Source organism: uncultured Fibrobacter sp., from assembly GCF_947166265.1.
Classification (GTDB): Bacteria; Fibrobacterota; Fibrobacteria; order Fibrobacterales; family Fibrobacteraceae; genus Fibrobacter.
The window spans coordinates 25,146-44,008 of record NZ_CAMVDO010000007.1 but is presented as its reverse complement, the minus strand read 5'-3'; the positions used below and the strand labels follow the sequence as shown (position 1 = coordinate 44,008).

General features: G+C 48.1%; 11 protein-coding genes. 2 read left to right on the top strand and 9 right to left on the bottom strand.

What is annotated here, in order from left to right; translation table 11 throughout:
* Position 1 precedes the first annotated feature (1 nt).
* The 6 genes from Q0W37_RS05335 to Q0W37_RS05310 all read right to left on the bottom strand — a co-directional run bounded on the left by Q0W37_RS05335 (position 2) and on the right by Q0W37_RS05310 (position 10,978).
* A complete protein-coding gene (locus Q0W37_RS05335) occupies positions 2–3,100 on the bottom strand; it encodes an ABC transporter permease subunit (RefSeq protein WP_297699491.1) in 3,099 nt (1,032 codons plus the stop codon).
* A gap of 9 nt (positions 3,101–3,109) precedes the next feature.
* Positions 3,110–4,192 carry an amino acid ABC transporter ATP-binding protein gene (locus Q0W37_RS05330; protein WP_297699489.1) on the bottom strand — a complete coding sequence of 361 codons (1,083 nt, stop codon included), beginning with the start codon at positions 4,190–4,192 and terminating at the stop codon, positions 3,110–3,112.
* Positions 4,193–4,231: 39 nt separating this feature from the next.
* Positions 4,232–5,158, bottom strand: coding sequence for a hypothetical protein (locus tag Q0W37_RS05325; protein WP_297699487.1), 927 nt, complete (start codon positions 5,156–5,158; stop codon positions 4,232–4,234).
* Between the two features lie 2 nt (positions 5,159–5,160).
* Positions 5,161–9,285 carry a C25 family cysteine peptidase gene (locus tag Q0W37_RS05320; protein ID WP_297699485.1) on the bottom strand — a complete coding sequence of 1,375 codons (4,125 nt, stop codon included), beginning with the start codon at positions 9,283–9,285 and terminating at the stop codon, positions 5,161–5,163.
* Between the two features lie 70 nt (positions 9,286–9,355).
* A complete protein-coding gene (locus Q0W37_RS05315; protein WP_297699484.1) occupies positions 9,356–10,234 on the bottom strand; it encodes a hypothetical protein in 879 nt (292 codons plus the stop codon).
* A 24-nt stretch (positions 10,235–10,258) separates the two neighbouring features.
* Entirely contained in the window at positions 10,259–10,978 is a 720-nt protein-coding gene (locus Q0W37_RS05310; protein ID WP_297699482.1) for a hypothetical protein, read from the bottom strand.
* On the opposite strand from Q0W37_RS05310, the gene Q0W37_RS05305 reads away from it, so the two are divergent.
* Positions 10,973–11,464 carry a peptide chain release factor-like protein gene (locus tag Q0W37_RS05305; protein WP_297699480.1) on the top strand — a complete coding sequence of 164 codons (492 nt, stop codon included), beginning with the start codon at positions 10,973–10,975 and terminating at the stop codon, positions 11,462–11,464. The two genes, Q0W37_RS05310 and Q0W37_RS05305, sit on opposite strands and share 6 nt — an antisense overlap.
* Positions 11,465–11,577: 113 nt before the next feature.
* The gene (locus Q0W37_RS05300) at positions 11,578–12,801 is read left to right on the top strand and encodes a lamin tail domain-containing protein (RefSeq protein ID WP_297699478.1); all 1,224 of its coding nucleotides are present in this window, start codon (positions 11,578–11,580) and stop codon (positions 12,799–12,801) included.
* Positions 12,802–12,879: 78 nt separating this feature from the next.
* On the opposite strand, the gene Q0W37_RS05295 is transcribed toward Q0W37_RS05300, so the two are convergent.
* The 3 genes from Q0W37_RS05295 to Q0W37_RS05285 are packed head-to-tail and all read right to left on the bottom strand — an operon-like array spanning position 12,880 to position 18,733.
* On the bottom strand, positions 12,880–13,002 hold the full coding sequence (locus Q0W37_RS05295) for a hypothetical protein (protein ID WP_297699476.1): 123 nt from the start codon (positions 13,000–13,002) through the stop codon (positions 12,880–12,882).
* A 19-nt stretch (positions 13,003–13,021) separates the two neighbouring features.
* Complete coding sequence (locus tag Q0W37_RS05290) at positions 13,022–15,085, bottom strand: alpha/beta hydrolase (RefSeq protein ID WP_297699474.1); 2,064 nt, start codon at positions 15,083–15,085, stop codon at positions 13,022–13,024.
* Between the two features lie 30 nt (positions 15,086–15,115).
* Positions 15,116–18,733, bottom strand: a complete 3,618-nt coding sequence (locus Q0W37_RS05285) for a hypothetical protein (RefSeq protein WP_297699473.1) — start codon at positions 18,731–18,733, stop codon at positions 15,116–15,118.
* Positions 18,734–18,863 lie beyond the last annotated feature (130 nt).

Here is an 18,863-nt window from a genome sequence, read left to right as displayed (position 1 = left end):
ATTAATATTTCAGGTGTTTCCGGCGATTTTGGGGGTCAATCCGTTTCTGAATTGCCGTAAGCGCACGCGTCAACAACCATGCGATTACAAAATAGATGATCGCCGTCGTCACCAGCGGGAAAAACGCCTCGTATGTACGACTGCGAATAATGTCGGACGCCTTCGTCAAATCCTGAATGGCGATGTAGCCCACAATCGAAGTCATTTTCACAAGCGAAATGAATTCGCCCTGATACACCGGCAAGAAATGCCTTGCCGCCTGCGGGAAAACAATCTTGAAGAAGGCTCTGGGTTTCGTGTAACCTAGCGCAAGGGCTGCCTCCATCTGCCCCTTATCCACAGCCTCGATACCCGTACGCATCATCTCGGAAACATAAGCCCCGAAGTTCATGCCGAATCCAATGATGGCAACCCAGATTCCATCCAAACCGGTGCGGGCAAACACTACATAGAAAAGAATCATCAAAAGAACAACCGACGGTGTTCCCTGCAAAATACGAATATAGGTGATAGCAAAAGCATCAACAGCTTTGTTTTTAGAAAGTCTCATCAGGCAAATCAGGAATCCAAGAATGGTCCCAAACACCGCAGACAATACCGAAATAAAGATGGTAACGCCTATACCGTTTAAAACGAGTTTCCAGCGATCTTCACGAATAAAAGTTTTCTCAAAGCTAGACTTCAAGGATACCCACCAATTTTCTTCATCGGAGAAAACCTCTTCACTTGCGTCCGTACGCTTCGTAATGACAACGACACCACCATCATAATCAGGGGCCGAGAACAGAACGTTTTGCTTTCGTTCCTCGGTAATGGTAATCTCCCCCACGGCCAAATCGCTTGCTTCCGACACAAGCGAAGGCAATATGGATTCAAAATTCATATTCACAATTTCAAGCCCATATCCGTAAGCTTCACAAAAACGGACCACCCAGTCAATATCGTAACCGACAATAGCATTATCCTTGATGTAAACAAACGGCGCGTTTTCCGCATTTGTCGCCAAATGAAGCGTTCCATTGGTCGCATTCAATTTTGACATATCTATTTTCTTGACCGATTCATCGGAGCCAAACCAGACAGATTCCAAATCCGTCTTCAACCCCTGTTTTATGGACGACTGGACAAACTCGGTCATTTGAGTACATAACTTTTCGCCTTTTTCACTCTTTGAGAACGCAAAAGCATAATCGGCCTTTTCCAAAAGCTTATTTACAATTTCAATTCCCTTATGACTTTCTACCAAGAGCCTGGCGGTGGGTTCATCAACAAGCATGGCGTTCAACTTTCCAGCTTCAATAGACCGAACCATATCAGTATAGGTATTGAAAAAGAGGGCTTTCGCTTTCGGGAAAAATCCGTCCATCACTTTATTGAAGGCACTTCCTGTTCCCATACCAATCTTTACGCCATCGCGATTCAGATCTTCAATCATTTCTTCTGGATTTTTCGCAACCTGCTGCGCTTTCTTGCCATCGATGATTTGCACCGCCATCACGCATTCCGAAACATAGATGGCATTAGAGAGATAATTTTTCTCTTTAAACGCGGGAGTCGCACTTAGCGTTGCCGCCGCAAAATCGTACATTCCCGTTTCTATGCCGAGAATCACCGATTCAAATTCCACATTGTGGACTTCAAGACCATACCCCATCTCTGCCGCAAATCGAGCCATCAAATCCATTTCGTACCCGACGATACGGCCATTCTTAATGTACTCAAAAGGCGGGGTCGTGGCATTTGTCGCCATCTTGAGCGTTGGTTTGCCCTCTTTTGCCTTCGGGAAATCCACCGTTTTCCTGTTTTCATCGTTACCCAGCCAAAGATTGTCTATCGAATCCAAAAGCCCTGCAGCACGATACTTTTCGATAAAGACATTCATCTCGTCGCGAAGTTTACGCCCCTTTTCGTTCTTCGGAAAAACAGCCACAATGTCCATCGGTTCAAAACCGGCATGGATATAGCCAAGATTCGGATTCTCGATTGCCGCATAACGAATGATTGGTTCGTCGTTGATAAAACCGTCCAGCTTACCATTTGCCACCAGGTACGCCATGTCGGGCGTAGACTTGTAATAGTCGATTTTTGCCTTGGGGAGAAGTCGACGAGTCTCTTTATCTACAAATACAAATCCGGTCTGCATACCGAGAACAAGCCTTTCATTCTTGTTCATGTCGGCAATAGAATTATACTTGAGCGTTCTGTTTCTAAACTGAGGCGGAACATCTTTCAACATCAAATTGGAATCTACCGTTTCTTCCAATGATTCCAAATTTGAAGACGGTTCCGAATCTGTATCGCGAACCATCCACGTGTTCACCAAACGGCTAATGGGCTTGGAAAACTTGATTTTTTCTTTTCGCTCTTCCGTTACATTCAGATTGGCTACAATAATATCGATATCTCCGCATGCAGCGGCCGCAATAATTCCACTATAGTCATAAACCTTAAATTCAACGGACGCCTGCATCCAAAGAGCAAACCGATGAGACAGTTCAATATCAAAACCATTCAGCACATTATCCTTGTAATAGCTGTAAGGCGGAACAATTCCTGTAGTTCCAACTTTTAAACGTACCTTCGGATTTTGGACTTTGGGAATGTCGGGAATCGATTCCTGTTTCAAGGCAAGCCAACGATGTCGCATGTCTTTTAAAACGCCGTTTTCTTCCAGAGAATCAATAAAACGGTTCAGCTTATATTCAAGGCTATCGATTTTGGACACCGGAGAAATGCCTATGGAAACATCGACGGTATCACCAAGATTTTCATCCAGAAGTCGAACACCCTTTAAACCATTTTCCATGGCCATCTGCATTTGCAGTCTTTCAAAAGCAAAGGCATCTATTTTTCCATGTTTCAAAGCCTCGTAAGCAGTGACATTGTCGTTAAAAGATTTCAACTTGGCATTCGGCAAAACAATCGGCAACATTGTTGCAGCAGAATGGCCTTCGCTGTACCCCACCCAAATGTCTGCGGAATTCAGATCTTTGGCGCTGTTGATTTGCGCTTTTTCTTTACGGCATCCTGCAAAAAGCGAAAGTAAGCAAATTAAGAGAACATCTATTACAAGTTGATTGAAAAATTTGACGCCGAACATTTCCGCCTCCTACTTCACCAGAATTCGAATTTGAGTTTTACCGTCTAAATTTCTGATATCATAGCTTTCGGTGGCAAGCTCTATTAGCTTCTTCGAAATTTTATCGCAGCGATCCAACGGATTTTCAAACGCCACTTTGCTCTTTATCAAGATTTCAGCCCGTTGATTTTCACTGGAATATTCAACAGTCAATTCCAGTTCCGCACCCGGCGAAAGCTGCGGCATCAAAGCCTGCGATAAAAGTTCCTCAATGACAAAATTGATGTTTCTGACCAAAGTCCGATCGATTTGATTCTTTTCGACAAAGACGAAAAACCGATTCATGAGGCCCACAAAATCGACATTCCCCTGCACGATTTTCTCTTCGAACACCTTGAGTCGGCGAATGAACTGTCGAGTACGTTCACGCATGGGATTTCCAAAAATCTGTTCCGGAGCCCCATCTTCGTAGATGACGCCCTCGTCCATATAAAAGATTCGACTCGAAATGTCGCGGGCAAACTTCATTTCGTGCGTCACGATCAACATCGTAAGCCCCTGTTTCGAAAGGCTCCTGATAACGGAAAGCACCTCGCCTACCATCGTCGGGTCAAGAGCACTTGTCGGTTCATCGAACAGGACGATTTCAGGATCCATCGCCAGGGTGCGAGCAATGGCTGCACGCTGTTTTTGTCCGCCCGAAAGTTCACGGGGCAGGTTCAAAGCCTTATCGGCAAGCCCCACCCTATGCAAAAGTTGCATACTCTTATCGTAGGCCTCTTTCCTTGAACGATGCAAAAGGTCCACCTGAGCAATCATGATATTTTCGACAATTGTCAAGTGATCGAACAAGTTGAAATTCTGAAAGACCATGCCCATCTTGCGGCGAATCTTCGGAACGTTCGCCCCGGGCGCCGTGATGGACTGTCCATCAATCAGGATTTCGCCTTCCGTCGGCTTTTCAAGACGATTAAGGCAACGCAAGAAAGTCGATTTCCCCGTTCCCGAAGGGCCAATAATCGAAATCACCTCTCCGCGTCCTATTTCGGCATTGACATCCAAAAGTGGAGTGACATTAGGATACACCTTTTTCAGGTGGCGAATTGATATCATATTTTCTTCCTTCTTTTGGCTCAACCGAAACGGTCAAAATCACTTTTTCTTTTTGGACTTCCCCGTATTCTTTTTCTTGTCCTTCATTTCGACGCGGCGAGAACCTGCACGCAACCGCTCCCAGGGTGCAAAGGACATCGTCGGGAAAAGAAACGCGAAGAACCAGACGTTGAACACGGCAAAATAAAGCAACGCCCCCGGAATATTTGCCGTTACCGATGCATTTTCGGCAGAAGCCTCCCCAGCTTCCGCTGCCGACTCCGCGACATCGGCCGGCATGTCAAACGCAATGGATGCAATCAGCAAAAGAGAACCGACCAAGACCGGCGTAAGCATCTGCTTGGCAGCCTTCACCAGGGAACCCGCCGGCGGAGCGCCAGCACCGAGGTGCTTTCCGGCCACCAACGACAAGGACATCGCCGATGCAAAGCCGAATGCGGAGAGCGTCGCCCACAAAAGCCACGAAGGTTCGAGCATCTGCGGAATCGCTGCCATCAGTCCGCACAAGAAAAGCCAAGAGAGCACGAACGGGAAAAGTCCGCACGCCACAGAAAGTTTCGCAAACAAAATCAAGATAAGGGCGACAAGCGCAAAGACGCCAAACATCGGAAGAGGCATCGTCTCGCTACCACCGAGCAAATACAGGCCGCCCGCAGAAAGAGCCGCAGAAACAATCGCCGCCACACCGCCGCGAATACCGCCAAAGACAAAGAACATCACTACACCGGCAAGACTTGCAACGGTGATATAGCGAGCGGAGTCCCACACGCCCTGCACATTTTCAATCTCGGCAAGCCACATTCCAAACGCCTCGGAAGACGCCAGCGGCAAAGACACAATTTCTTGCCAATTGGTCGCCACAAAAGATACAGTCGCAATGACCATAGCGACGACGGCAATCAATCTAAACCGCATCATAAGCTCGAGCATCGTCTGTACCTTGCCCGGTTTTTCTCTCAAATCCATTTTTACCTCGATATCAGTAGTTTTTGTTTTTTAGTCCAAGTCTTTTTGCCGAAATTTCCAGAAGCGGACACTTCGCTACGTACAACGTAGTGATACAAGCCGTTAGCGAGCAGGCGACCATGATTGTCATGACCGTACCAGCGGGTCACCCCCGAAACCGCATTCTTGAGAACCCTTACCAACTTACCGTTCTGGTTGTAGATAAAGATATTCACCTTCGATTCCCTATCATCGGGAGTCAAGTCCTTGAAATAGAAAGTCGTTCCTTTCTTGCCCATCGGATTGGGGACATTGAACACATCGGCAAGCCCCGTTTCCATGTCATCCGTAATTTCGACATTCACCGTCTTGATGCTTTCGTTATCCAAGACGTCCAAGGCGCGAACCTTGAACACGTACATTCCGGGCGGATACTGTTCCGTACCGAAATTCATACGCAGCTTGGCCCGTTTAGAATTCTGTTCCAGGTAAGGCCACGGGTGGAAAGGTTCTTGCACTCCGACCAGTTCAAAAGTGATACCTTCGTCGGCCTGTTCCCTGTAGTCAACCGCCGTAGAATCTTCTATCACCACCTGAAGACATGCGGGAGCCTGCAGGCGAATCGTCTCTCCGTCCGAAAAATCGGTCGCAGCACCTTCGGTATTGCAAGTCTGGATACGGATGGTGGGCGCAACGGTATCCTGCAGCGAGTCGGCATAGTCCGAAACACCTCCAATAACGAGATCGCGAATCCAAGAACGCCCAACCGTACTCACCTTCGACGAATAGGCCCAGGCACTAAATTCGGCATTCGTATCGCCAATCGAAATTTTTCGAGGAGTTACAAATTCCGTCATGAAACGTCCCGACTTGACCGGAATCTTTTCAGAATAAATCAGTCCACCGTCATAGAACACATCTACCGTATCATCGTCCGAAAGTTGCAAGGACATCCGCTTTTCCAAACGCCCCTCGCGAAGCACTAGATCGATATACCCATCATCCAGGCCGTCAACGGTTCCCGACAGTTTCATCTTGTCCAAAGCCTTGATGGTATCGAGCGGAACATCCAAAGAAACCTTCAATTCGCTACTGGGCATCTTAATGACCGGCTCTCCCAGCAACACGTAGCGTTCGTTATTGAAACGCTGCCTGCTGTAATCTATACCGGCAGCCCGCTTTGCATTCAGAAAAGCGTTTCCGATGGTTTCGCCATTTTCGAGCAAGGCATTCAAAAGAAGATTTTCGCCGAAACCTTCGTTGTACGAAGCAAAAGTTTCACGAGCAGCCCCCACCGAGGCGATAGACCCCTTAGCAGGCGCAAGCAGGAATTCTTCGGACAGAGAACGTCCATTGCCTTCGTCAAAGCGCCCCACCGTGCAAGAGAAAGACCCCAGAATGGTGTAACGACCTTGATTCGTGAGCTTGGAAATATAGCTAGGCTTTAAAAGACCTTCGCCCGCCCAATCCGTCTTGGAACCGTGTCCAAAATACGTCGTGAACAGGGCTCCCTGATTCAGGATATTGAGAAAGTCATCTGCAGCGTCCTTTTTCTGACCGGCGGCATCTTCCGTGTAGTCCAGCAGATAGATCTTTTTCATATTCCAGCGGATGCCGATTAAAGACGAAAGGCTATCGATAAAGCGCGACACCGTTTCCTGGTATTCCGTATGCTTGGTATGGTCCTCGGCACCGTTGTTCTTGGCATCGTCAGCCGCAAGCAAAAGATTCGAACGCCAATCGGAATAATCCATTTTCCCGATTTTTTCATAATCCTTCGCCTTTTCGACATATTGCGCAAATTCCTTCGCCGATGTCACGGGGAGTCTCCCCACTGCCACGTCCAGGTCGTACGTACCGAAACGGCAGACTTCACCGGAATCGAGAATTGCAAAGAAATCTTCCGTTACGCCATCTTCCTTTTCAAACGGAGGAATAATCATCGGACTCAAATGACCGCTGAGGCCGCGGTAGTCAAAGTGCCCACCCCCCACCAAAAGGACATAACGCAAATTGGGGCATACCGAATAGGCATACGCAATGTAGTTACGAATGGCAATAGGAGACATTCGACCTGCCGTATAGAGCTTGTAGATATCTTCAAGGGCGACAACCGACGTCGCAAAAGAAGCGACCGCGGAATCCCCGGAACGGAATGCAGCCAAGGACGCCGCAGGTTCCAAAAATTCAATCGGGGAAATAATCAAATACTCCATTTTGGTATTCGGCCGACTGATGTCCGTCAAAACGCCCGACCCCCCGTAAGCGGGAATGCCCTCGATCTTAAGACTGTCACGGAAAACATTCGACCGTACCGCCAGGTAGCGGACATCCGTTTCTGCAGAAACGCTATCCTTCGCGACATTGCCATTTGCCGTAAGGAATCCAACCGGACGCAAATTCACAAATTTCATCACCTGGGTTCCCGACGGAACGGGGACATTCACGATTCCCGAAATTTCACCCGGCAAGAGCCACTCCGCCGAATCCACCACAGGATTCCATTGGTAGGCGACCGTGTAACCGTCGAAACGGTCGAACTGGAGTTCGTTCGGAAGCATCTGGAGCGTATAGCTGTTCCCCCGCTCCATCAAACCCGGATTGTCTACGCGGAAATTTCCCCCAGGTAAAAGAGCGGTTTCGCTCCGATCAACCACCAGCCCGTTCACGTCCAGATTGAATCGGATTTCTTTCATGCGGGTTTCGTAACTTTCTCCCGACAAGAGCAGGTCCGGCATCTGGTCTTCAGCAACCACGGCTCCCCCCGCCCAAATGGAACGATGCGGGAAATAGGTTACCGCCACATACTGCGAGCCTCCAGAAACAAGCCCCGGAAGCGAAGAAGTTTCATTTGCACTCAGTCGCACCGTCGTTGTTTCGAAACGGCCATGCCACTGCCAGAACCATTCCTTTCCCGTAGCCTTTTCCCAGTCGAGCCCCTTTCCGAAATAGGTATCGATCAGCGAGAGATCCTTTTCGACACGCACATAGCGCATCCAGCGGACATCCTTCCCCTTTCCGGACGGAGACTGGACCTTGTTCGAAAGCCGAAGCCCCTTCCCCATTCCCTTAATTCCAAAGAGGAAATACTGATAGAACGAATAGGGGGAATACGAATGGAAATAGTCCATCCGCCCATTGATAAAGAAATTGTCTTCGCGGTCGCAGCGTTTCCAGAACGAGTTTCCATAGCCGACAAACACGAGAGTATCGCCCTTGTTGAACGTACCGTCCGGAGAACTACTTCCCGAAGAGTGGTCGCTATTCGGAGTATGGTCCCGAATTTCTATCGGGATTTCAAAAATCTGATTGGGATTGCGTTCCGCCTCGCCGGGCCCCTGATCCGCCAACGTATCTGGAGACGCTCCATACAGGCAAATACGGTCAACTGGATGTCCATCCAGTTCAAACTGACGGTCATAGGTACTCAGCGCCTTGCTAATATCCTCAAAGGCAACCTTATACAGTCCGTCATCGCCCGAAGTCGCCATATTCCGGTCACCGATCTTGAAGCGGGCCAGAAACTCGACATCGGACGTCTGGTCGGTAGCGGCCTTGCGGAACGCCTTTTGCTGTTTTACGCGGGACACGCCAAAGCGGGAGGCCGCCCTCGGATTTTTGACTCGACCCAGCGCCCTTTTTCCGGGATTCACGCCCGAAGAAGAACCGTTGAAATGAACGTTCAACTTAAAGTCCTTGCGCAAAGCTACAGACGATCCGCGCTTGACATATAGCGGAACGCGAATTTCGGCCATCCATAGCCCATCGCGCAGGACGGGCGTAGATACATGGACCGATTCGAATTTGATACCCGACGTTCCGTCCGGCCCTATCTTACAGAGGGGCTTTCCCAGAGGAACCGTCTTTACGTCCGAAACAGACACCGTCGGCTTGTCCTTTGTCGGAAGCGCCACACGATAATAGCGAAACGGCATCGCGTTGCCGTCCAGATACGCCGCATTTTCAGGAACAAACTTTGCACCACGATCATCCAGGGAGTCGCAGGATTGCGCTTCAGATTGAATGACGACATCTTCCAGGATAAACTTCGACCGGGAATCTTCTAAAACTTTTGGACCCAAAGTCGAGGCAGAAACCGTCGACATACCCAAAAGAATCAACAGGACAAGGAAATATAAAGACTTCACACTGCTAAAATAGTAAATTGCAGGCGACAAGCCTTCATTTAAGGAAGGTTCAGCGGGCTCGATTTACCAGCTACCAGCTGATTTCCATTTCCCAATAGCCGTTTCCACTCGTACTCAGAACAATGGACTCGTTACGTTCTGTTTTCGCCTTGAAAAGAATCCACATCGAAGGGACACGACCACTCGTCAGAATCGCTTCCAGTTCATCGCGTTTCATCATAAACTTAGAGTTCCATTCAGGCATATACCAGTGCCAAGGTTGCCAGTTAAAGACACCTCGCGTCGACTGCACAAAAGCCCTTAACATAAGAGAATATTCATACTTGAAATAGTCCTCGTAATCCCGCAAGATCGTGCGCTTTTCGGCAATGGACTTGGTCGCATACCCAGGTTCAATACGCAAGGGTTGCTCATCTTTTTTGGTGTACGAAAAACGCATCCCGTTTTTCAGAAGCACAATCTTGAGATTACCCTTATCGCGGTGGACATATTCTGTTTCCGAGATCTGCCTATAATCGCGGAAAACGACCTCGGGACTTAGCACCGGATTTACCTTCAAGGGAACTACTTTTGCGTCAAATTTAGACACTTCGTAAAAAAGGATGACTTCACCTGCGCCCTTGGGCAAAAGAACGGCGACGAGCGGCTTTGTGCGTTCTACAATCACCCACACCATTTCAGGCTTGTTCGCGCTCTTGAGCATCGGATCCAGAATTCCCATCAGCGACGGGTCCTTGACGCCGTTCACGTCCCATTCCATCCAGGAGCCGGTCCCCCCCACGGAATCGAGCGTCGAAAACAGGCGGTCTCCGCTAAAAGGCGACTTGGATTCCACCGCCCCAAGCAGTTTTGCCGAACCGGCCGTATAACCGCCCGAAGTCTTGGAAGGCGCGGCCCACACGGAAGCAACAAGAACGAAAATAAAAACAATGGCGTTAAAAAATTTCATAGGAGATCGTGAGTGCTAACTTGATTAGAAACCGATCGGTTCGCAGAGGGAATCGTCAAGCCTCGAATACTGCAAGTGATATTCGCGATCAAGCCAGTAAAGAGCGAGTTTCTTGTTACTCCAGCTTTTCTTGACCGCAGTCGCCTCGATGCCCTTGGTAATCAGGGGAACCGTTTCGGTCAAATCCAATTTCCAGGCATTGTCGTCCCATTCAAAAATCATAATAGGTACTTCGGGGCTTTGTGCAAGGCCAATGCTTCCGCGGTCATTTTTCACCTTCATCGGTCCAAGTTTCAGCTTGGTAAAGTTGTGGATGACTCCCGCCTTGGAAAGGTACAACCAGAGCATTCGGTCTTCGGGAACAAGCCACAGATGTTCACGCTCGTAAAGGCGGTAAAGCAAAATGGAATAGACTTCGTAGAACTGGCATGTATCCAATTCTTCAGGACCATAAGTCATGGCATGGCGCTCCAAGGTATCGAGCCAGTACTCGGACGAATCCGTCAGCATGGAGTAAAGGACTTCGGCAGGAGTATCTTCACGAATGGCCGCCATAAAGTTCCTGAACATATTTTCGAGCATGGTCTGCTTGTCTTGCTCACGGTCCTGATACTTCGCATTCTTGACCTCGGCCGATTCCGAGGTTCCCTTTTCCGATGAGCCGGCACACCCGCCCAAGCATACCATCGCAGAAAGGATGAGCGACAAAAGAGACAAAACAATTGTATTTTTCAGTATATGCATCGCGATACCTACTTAAAGATGAATCTGGACGAGCTACTCCGCGCCTGCACCCTTAAGGGTTTCCAGGGATCTGGTCCAGGCGGCCAACACCGCAACAAGACCAACACGGGAGTCTTACTCACCCTGCGTGAATTCAATTTAGAAATCAAATCGTGCGAAGGAAGATCGGCTCACGAAAATAAGGTGCATGCTCTGCACCGAATGCAAATGGCCCTCGCTTTGCAAATTCGCGAGACACCTGCCAATCCGGAAATGCCCTTTCCGGGGAGCAACGGACACTTGCAACCATCCAACGCGCTGTTTCCGCTGTTCGTCGCCCACGTTTTCGACATCATGGCCACCAAAAATGGTGACACCAAGGCTGCGGCTGCGGCATTCGGGCTCACCCCCAGTGCACTAGTCAAAATTCTTCGGCAGGACAAGTCCTGCGCCACCAAGCTGCAGGGCAACCGCAAGCAGAATGGACAAAAGCCGCTAAAGATTTAATTAGTAAAAATTATTTTACTATAAAAATTAAGCAAAAAGCCAAGTGGCGGCCTGAAAAATACGTGTATACATATAGGACATCTCAACCAATGGAGGTCAAAATGAGTCCTAATATGAAAAAACACGCACCCCTCGCCGCAAGCATCCTCTGCGCATTCGCCCTCTGGAACTGCGGAAACGAATCAAGCGATACCAACGCCATCGAAAGCAACTCCGAAATGACGAACGTGTCGCTCAGCCTGCAATACAGCGCTCCACCGCTCTTGGACAGCCTTGTACTCGACTGCTATGGAGCAGACACGCTTCATTACGTGCACTCTGCCGACAATCCCCACTTCAACATGGACCTTTTCCCGAGCGACAACTGGCGCTTTGACGCCAAGATTTACGCGAACGGGGCGCTCATGCAGCGCGGCGAACTCGAAACCAAGCTCTCGGCAGGGTCTGTCGCCAATCTTTCGATCCAGATGCACCCGATTGTAGGCTTTGTCGTTGTCGATGTTCCCCTCGGCCTCAAGAACGAAAACGGAATCGCAAGCGGCCTGATGACTCTCGAATCCGGCAAGACCCGTTACGAAATTCCGATGGAAGAAACCACCGGCGGCATTGTATTCAAGAGCGGCATGCTCAAGCTGGGAAAGGAATACGACGTGCAAATCACCTTGTTCAATTCGGACGGGAACGAAATCTATAAGCTCGTCGACAAGTTCCTGCTCACGGAAGACAGCCCTGTACCGAACCTGACCCTGAACTCGCTACGCAGCCAGGTAACGCTGTCTGTAACGCCAGCAAACGAACGCCTTGTCGAAATCACCCTTCCGCTGAAAGCCGGATACCGCAAGCCCAGGGCAAACGACCTGCTGATTACGGAATTCTACACGACAGCCGCCAAGAGCGACTCTTCGCAATACGAATTTATTGAAATCTACAACGGAAGTATCGACACCCTGATTCTGGACGACTGTTCCATCGGGGCAACCAGTTCAGGTTCCATCCGCTACCTGCCCCTGACTATCAGCGAAATCGCCCCGCAGCAGGCGATTGCCATCGGAGATGCCACCAAGGACATCACTCCCCCCAACCATATCAATACAGAAAGCTGGAACGACATCACCAATACGAAGGGGAGCATCGTACTCAAGTGTGACGGGGCTACACTCGATTCACTGTATTACGCCACAGACACGGACTCGTTACACGCGAACGTCATCCCCAGCGCAGGTTCCAAGAACAACATCAGCACGCAGCTCAATCTTGCGCAATGGGAAAACCGCCTCGATTCCACCGCCTGGTACCTCGGCAAGCCGACTCCCGGCGAAGTAGCTACCGGCGATTAACGGGCTATTTTAGAAATTTCATTTTTTAGGCGTCCCTTGCGTCGTGAGACGCAGACGCCTTTCCTCACAATAGCTGAACTACTGGAAGTTGCATTCCGAACCCTCGCAAGACGCTTGCAACAGTTTTTCCTGGAACTTTAACTTTACAACACGCATCTTGGGAGCGGCATAAGCCTTTTTCTTGGCATTCTCTTTTTTCATAAAAATCCTTTACCCTTCGTTATTTTGGAGAGGCAACCCGTTTCTTCAAGTACATTCCCGCCGCAGAACGTCCCTTGCCCACGGAACGCCCCTTAAGGTCGAAAGCACGATAACTGGGTACCGCAGTGAATTCTCCGGTGCGTGTATCGATCCGTCCAATGACGGTCGTCTTTTCCTCGTCGTGAACACGGTCGACAATCACGACCTCCATGCTCTCCGGGAGATTGTTCACAGTTACCGGCACGGGAGCCCAGCGCATGTCTTGAACATTGTCAATTATTTGGACGCTATACAGCAAATAGCAGCGCAGCGCATTAATGTAGGCGTTTTTACCTGCCTTTACAAAATCGCCGATCTTAACACGGTCCTTGTTGATAGCAGAATATCCGTAGGCATAGCCCAGTTCGGCGTCACCTTCAGTCCACCGCCTCGGAGCCAGCGTTCCACGGAAAATCCAATCATCCACAACAGTTTCAACCTTTTTTGCCGACGGTTCAAACGTCACGGCTCCGCTAAAAGTGAGTTCCGTGCCTTGCATCTGTAAAAAATACGGCTTATAAGCGGAAAGGACGATGTCATCCCCGGAAACACTTCGGCAACCTTCCTTGGCGATTTCCTTATCTTCATCGCTAATGTTCATCTGTTCGATATCGTCGATCACGGTCTTTTCATCACACCAGACGCGCATCATCTGCACCACCCATCTCCCCTTGGCATTGCGTTCAACGCCGACGAAATCTAGGAACTGCTTTGCGCCCGATACATCGCCGCTCTTGACACTGAAAGGCAACACGACCGTAGAATACCCGCTGGTATTGAAGGTCCTTTCCAGGACGACATCGTTCACCGGAATTTCCCGGTCTACCGAAACGATACCGGAGCCATTGTATTCTCCGTCAACGGAGGCATGGCGTATTCCCTTGTTATCTTCGGTAATCGTTATCGCACCGAAATCGTAAATAACCTTATTCGAGGTCGCAAGCTTATAAAGAAAATCGAACACCTTCGTCTTGACGTTATCCGTATAATCCGAGTTATCGTAGAATTCGTGTTTTTGACCTTCTACGAAATAAGTCTCTTGATTAGCCTTTTCGCCGTTGCTTGCAGACAGTGTAGAATCGACGACAAAGCTTCCGTACAGGGTCGGAGTTTCAAGGTTGATCAGCAACCTGTTTGCAAAAGCCTTCGGAATACCCGTCCCCGTCAGGGAAAAATTCTGCAAGGGGCGCCCCGTCTTGAACAAGACGGTCGAATCTTCTTCTCCATGGACGAGCAAGACTGGAATACGATTGTTCGCGACAATTTTCGGATCGTGAACGCCTCCCCATAGGAACACGCCGCCGTTGGCATGAGCACTCACGCCTTGCTCGCCGAAATCGTTAAGATCGCCGAGAGTCGGGACACCGTCGTATTCGAGGTAATCAAAGAAATCGTCCTTGCTGTTGGCATAAATGTTCTCGAAGGAAAGAATTGCACCGGTGCTGTTGCCTACGAGATAAATTCTGTTCGAGTCGATTCCGAGTTTATCTGCATTCGCACGCATGTAACGAACTGCGGCATTGACATCCTGAACGCCACGATAGACAGCCCGTGCATAATCGGCACTGTCTACCGCCAGATTGTAGGTATTACCTTTAAGCAAGCCTTTTAACGAAAATTCTCCTGTTACCGTAACGCCAAGGCGGTAATCAATGGAGGCCGCAACAAAGCCTCGAGCGGCCAAAGAATCGCAGTAAGCAACAATCTTGCTATTCTTGTCTTTCGCACCCCCAATCATCGCCCCACCGTGAACCACGATAACGGCAGCTCGCTTCACCTGATTATCGTCCTTCGGAGTGTATATATCCATTTTCAGGTTAACATTCTCCGTCGAAGATTCATCTTGATAAAAATAAATATTCTGATCGAAGGCCAGGAACGTTATTGACAACTGGTGAAGTTTATTCAACTGAGGAACACCCGTTGCATAGACCACGTCCGAAGTTTTTTCAACTTCGAACATGCGGTCCTTGTAACGGGTAGATTCCGCAGCATATAATACCGCCGCCTGCGCAAGTGCAAGTATAAGGGTAAGTTTTTTCATGTTCTAGTACAAATTCTATCCACGGGTCGGTTAGTTTTCACGGAAAAGAATCCATTCACTGGAACTTTCGCTATAAGAATAAACATCAAATTCAAATACGCAGAGCTCTTCATGATTCGGACCAAACGCTTTGCTGCAATATTCTTCTGCAGTTTTTGCTTTCTTATAACCTTGTTCTGTTTTTACGTAGTATTCCGTTTGTTCGTAATACTTAACAGTAGACTCGTGTATATTACCTTCATGATTGACAAATTCACAGGCGGAACCTGTAGAATGATTATCGCAATATACTGCCACAGATTGCCACACGCTATCCAATTTGACGAAAGACTCGGTACCGGCATGGCAGATTTTCTTGTCGGTTTCCGTTTGACATTCATGACTTTCGCCACAGTGAGACATACTAGAAGAACTATGCGGATTGTCATGATACCCACCGTAAGTCAAATTTTCACCATTAGTTTCGCAGTACTCATCAAAAGTAATCCACTGATACATGGATGATTCATCCTTGTACGCACAGACATAGATTACGCTTTCTTTGGTAACAGTTGCATCTTCGTTATCTCTGTTGCAAATCTTGTCGAGAGCAATGTCTGTGGAGGCGTCAACCCACTTACCATTACCATTTTCGACTTCTTTAGCTATAGAGCACTTGAAACTGTGGCTTTCACCGTCCTTGAGGGTTTCGCTCTTAATGTCTGTAATATTTTTAGTATCACCTCTATCGGTTTCGCAATCACCAAACTTGGCGTTAAGGTACTCTTTTTCACCAATTTCTAGCCAATCTGTGGAGGAAGAACTTGCGGGGATTCCTTCTACGTTATTATTATAAAGACATCCATAGTATGCGTTACCGACTATAGCGACATCTTTTTCTTTCATTCGATTTCTCGTGCAAATTCCAAGCGTTGCGTTTTCATCCAAATCGCTTGCTTTAACCCAAGAGTATCCGCTGGAAGAAGCTCCAGAAATGTAGTTACACTTGTATTTTATTCCTTCGTAAACAGCTACTTCGGTTTGATTTTTCATCTTATCTTCGTCGCATTTGCCATAGATATCCTCAAAGGTAGGTTCGTGCCAATCATTTCTAGAAGCGCTTGCGACATAAGTCTTCTTAATTTCGGCTTCAGAGAGTTGCACTTCGACTTCAAAGGCGATGCCGTCGGCGTAGCCACTAGCACGCTTGTAATCGCCATAGTTGCAAAGGACATTAATCCATTTCTGTTTTTCGTCTTCTGGCATATTCGAGGCAATTGCACCCTGCACGACTTCTACAGAAACAGAATCACAGTACCAATCGTTACAAGTGTAAATTACATTATCCTTATAACCATTCAAGAACAAGAAAACGCTGTTTTTTGTGCTTTCGTTGGTGAAATCACCGTAGTACACCCATTTCTTGGCCCCGCTAGCAGTATTGTTTCTCACATAGGTAGAACCGTGGTAGCTACACTTTTCGTTGAAGGTCGATTCGCCGAGGTCTTCGTCTTCAAGCTTCTGCACTGTAGCCTTGACGCGGTCACCCACGCAATATTCATCAGCAGTCGTTTCACGCCATTCATGGGTATGGTTACCGTCGTTGTCTGTATATTCAGAATTTTCTTCACAAACATATTCATAACCGGATTCAGTAACCACTTTTTCATTGACATTGCCATAATGGCAAGCCTTTTCTAAATCCTTGTCACGCCAATCAGTAGCAATCCATTCGTATTTTTCCTGTTTATCAAGGTAATCGCATTTGTACCAGGCGGAACCATTTTCATCCTTGACGACTCCCTTTTTCATCACGGTTTTTGTACATATTCCATATTCCTCGTCATGACCATCTTTCTTTCTCCATTTGGAGCCATCACATACAAGGGTTGTTTTGCTCGTTGCCGTGGCTAGTTCCGCATTCCTGATGTCGAACAGCTTTTCTTCGCCAGCGTTGTCGACATTGCACACACCGAGGTAAAGCTTGGATTCCGGATTGTTGGCCTGTTCTTCCGGAGTCTTGCCACTTGCAGCGCTAGAAGAGGATGCAACAGAGTTCGAAGAGCTCGGAATGCCAGGCACAAGTCCAAGATTATTGCAAACAGTAGAATCAGACAGATTACATTTCTCTTTGACACACTCATACTCTTGAATTTCCCCGTCAATGAACGCCGATCCCTTATCGCCTTCACTACGGCCCAGGCATACGTTGGTGTCAAGCCAGTAGCATTTACCATTGTCGCATACACAAATGGCATTTTCATCAAGACCTTCAAAGCTATAGAAGAAGGTCGAATTAACAGCGTCAGCATCGCAAACTTTTTCCACCGTTGCAACACCTACAGCCCAAAGTGTTACAGGATACCAAACTTCTTCGTTTTCGATATATTCAAAGTAACGGAAATATCCCCCTTCGACATCAGACTTATACACCTTGCTGCTATAGCCAAACGGATCATTGAAAACCTTTGCGTCTTCGACTTTAAGCTTATAGGCTTCCACAAATCCATTCTGCAAAATCTTGTAATAGACGGCATCCGTACCACTCCAGACATTCGTTTCAGCAGTATAGTCGCCATGCTGCATTTGGATCCACTTGAAGAAGTTCGCATCGATAAGCAAAGCGAGGTAGTCTACAAAGAACATGCTGCGATCTTCGCCAGCGTATGTCGTCGTGATTGCCTTGTTGAAGTCACCATTTTCGGCAAAGACATTGCGGAATGCGTTATAGACCGAGTTAAAACCCGGAGTCTTGTCCTTTTGGTCAATGAGGGCCATCACCCAGACGACGCTGTTGAAGTATTCGGCCAAGCCAATTTCATTCGGCACGTATGTTTCAAATGTCGGGTATACATCCTCGCCATCCTTCTCCAAGTAGAGGGCATCGGCAAGTTCCTGGTTGGCCTGCTTACTTGCAGTTACAAAGTCCGTTTTTCCTTTGCCGTCGGCTATCAAGCTCTTTACGCGGGCGGCCTTGTAGTCGGTCAAGAAGTCAATTACAACCGTATCGGATTCGCCGGACAAGTCCACATAGGCATTGTAGATAACATCCGTTGCATTGGAACCGAATTTACCATCGTCGCCGAGCACGTTATTGGTCAGATTCAGCTTTACGCGGAGCTTGACAATCGGAGACGTCAAGTCCGTCATATCAATACGACCTTCTAGGCGGGCAATCTTGTATTCCACCGTTTTATTGTTCGTTTCTTCAATCGTCACGAAGGATTTGTTGGCAGAGGCAAACAGGTCCTGCAAGAACACCTTGCCGTTCGGAGTGAGGTTTTCGTCAAGGCTCATCACGATAAGTTCGGCATTTTCACCACCCTTGAAGTTCTTCCAGATTTCGTCGTAGATGTTTTCGGAATTCGTTTCCTTGGACGTCTGCACCGGGAAGCGCACCATGACATACTTACTATAAGCCTCGCCAGGGTTCTCGTCCGTATTTTTCATGGCAACCCATTCTTCATCCGCACACACATACATCGTGGCCGTACTTTTCTCAAAGACCATAGTGCCATCGATATCTTCGGTACAGAGTTCCGTCAGGGACTCAATCGTGGTAAACGTTTGAACCGCATTTTCCGACATGGCAAGATCATCGCCACACCCCCAGAAGCCAAACGTAGCCAGGGCGGTGAGCGCACAGAACTTTACACATTGAAGTTTCATATCAGACATCCTCTGTTTTTTCGTAACCAGATAAGGTAAAAATTTTTATACAGAATTTTTTGGGCGAAATAATAGTTTTTATATACAACCTTGTCAATATTATATTCAAGCTATTTTTGCAGCACTTTTT

Excerpts from the sequence above, each read along its gene's own strand:
- Q0W37_RS05300 (WP_297699478.1), top strand. The coding sequence starts at position 11,578 with ATGAAAAAACACGCACCCCTCGCCGCAAGCATCCTCTGCGCATTCGCC.
- Q0W37_RS05305 (WP_297699480.1), top strand. The coding sequence starts at position 10,973 with ATGCATCGCGATACCTACTTAAAGATGAATCTGGACGAGCTACTCCGC.
- Q0W37_RS05285 (WP_297699473.1), bottom strand. The coding sequence starts at position 18,733 with ATGAAACTTCAATGTGTAAAGTTCTGTGCGCTCACCGCCCTGGCTACG.
- Q0W37_RS05295 (WP_297699476.1), bottom strand. The coding sequence starts at position 13,002 with ATGAAAAAAGAGAATGCCAAGAAAAAGGCTTATGCCGCTCCCAAGATG.
- Q0W37_RS05315 (WP_297699484.1), bottom strand. The coding sequence starts at position 10,234 with ATGAAATTTTTTAACGCCATTGTTTTTATTTTCGTTCTTGTTGCTTCC.
- Q0W37_RS05290 (WP_297699474.1), bottom strand. The coding sequence starts at position 15,085 with ATGAAAAAACTTACCCTTATACTTGCACTTGCGCAGGCGGCGGTATTA.
- Q0W37_RS05330 (WP_297699489.1), bottom strand. The coding sequence starts at position 4,192 with ATGATATCAATTCGCCACCTGAAAAAGGTGTATCCTAATGTCACTCCA.
- Q0W37_RS05325 (WP_297699487.1), bottom strand. The coding sequence starts at position 5,158 with ATGGATTTGAGAGAAAAACCGGGCAAGGTACAGACGATGCTCGAGCTT.
- Q0W37_RS05335 (WP_297699491.1), bottom strand. The coding sequence starts at position 3,100 with ATGTTCGGCGTCAAATTTTTCAATCAACTTGTAATAGATGTTCTCTTA.
- Q0W37_RS05310 (WP_297699482.1), bottom strand. The coding sequence starts at position 10,978 with ATGCATATACTGAAAAATACAATTGTTTTGTCTCTTTTGTCGCTCATC.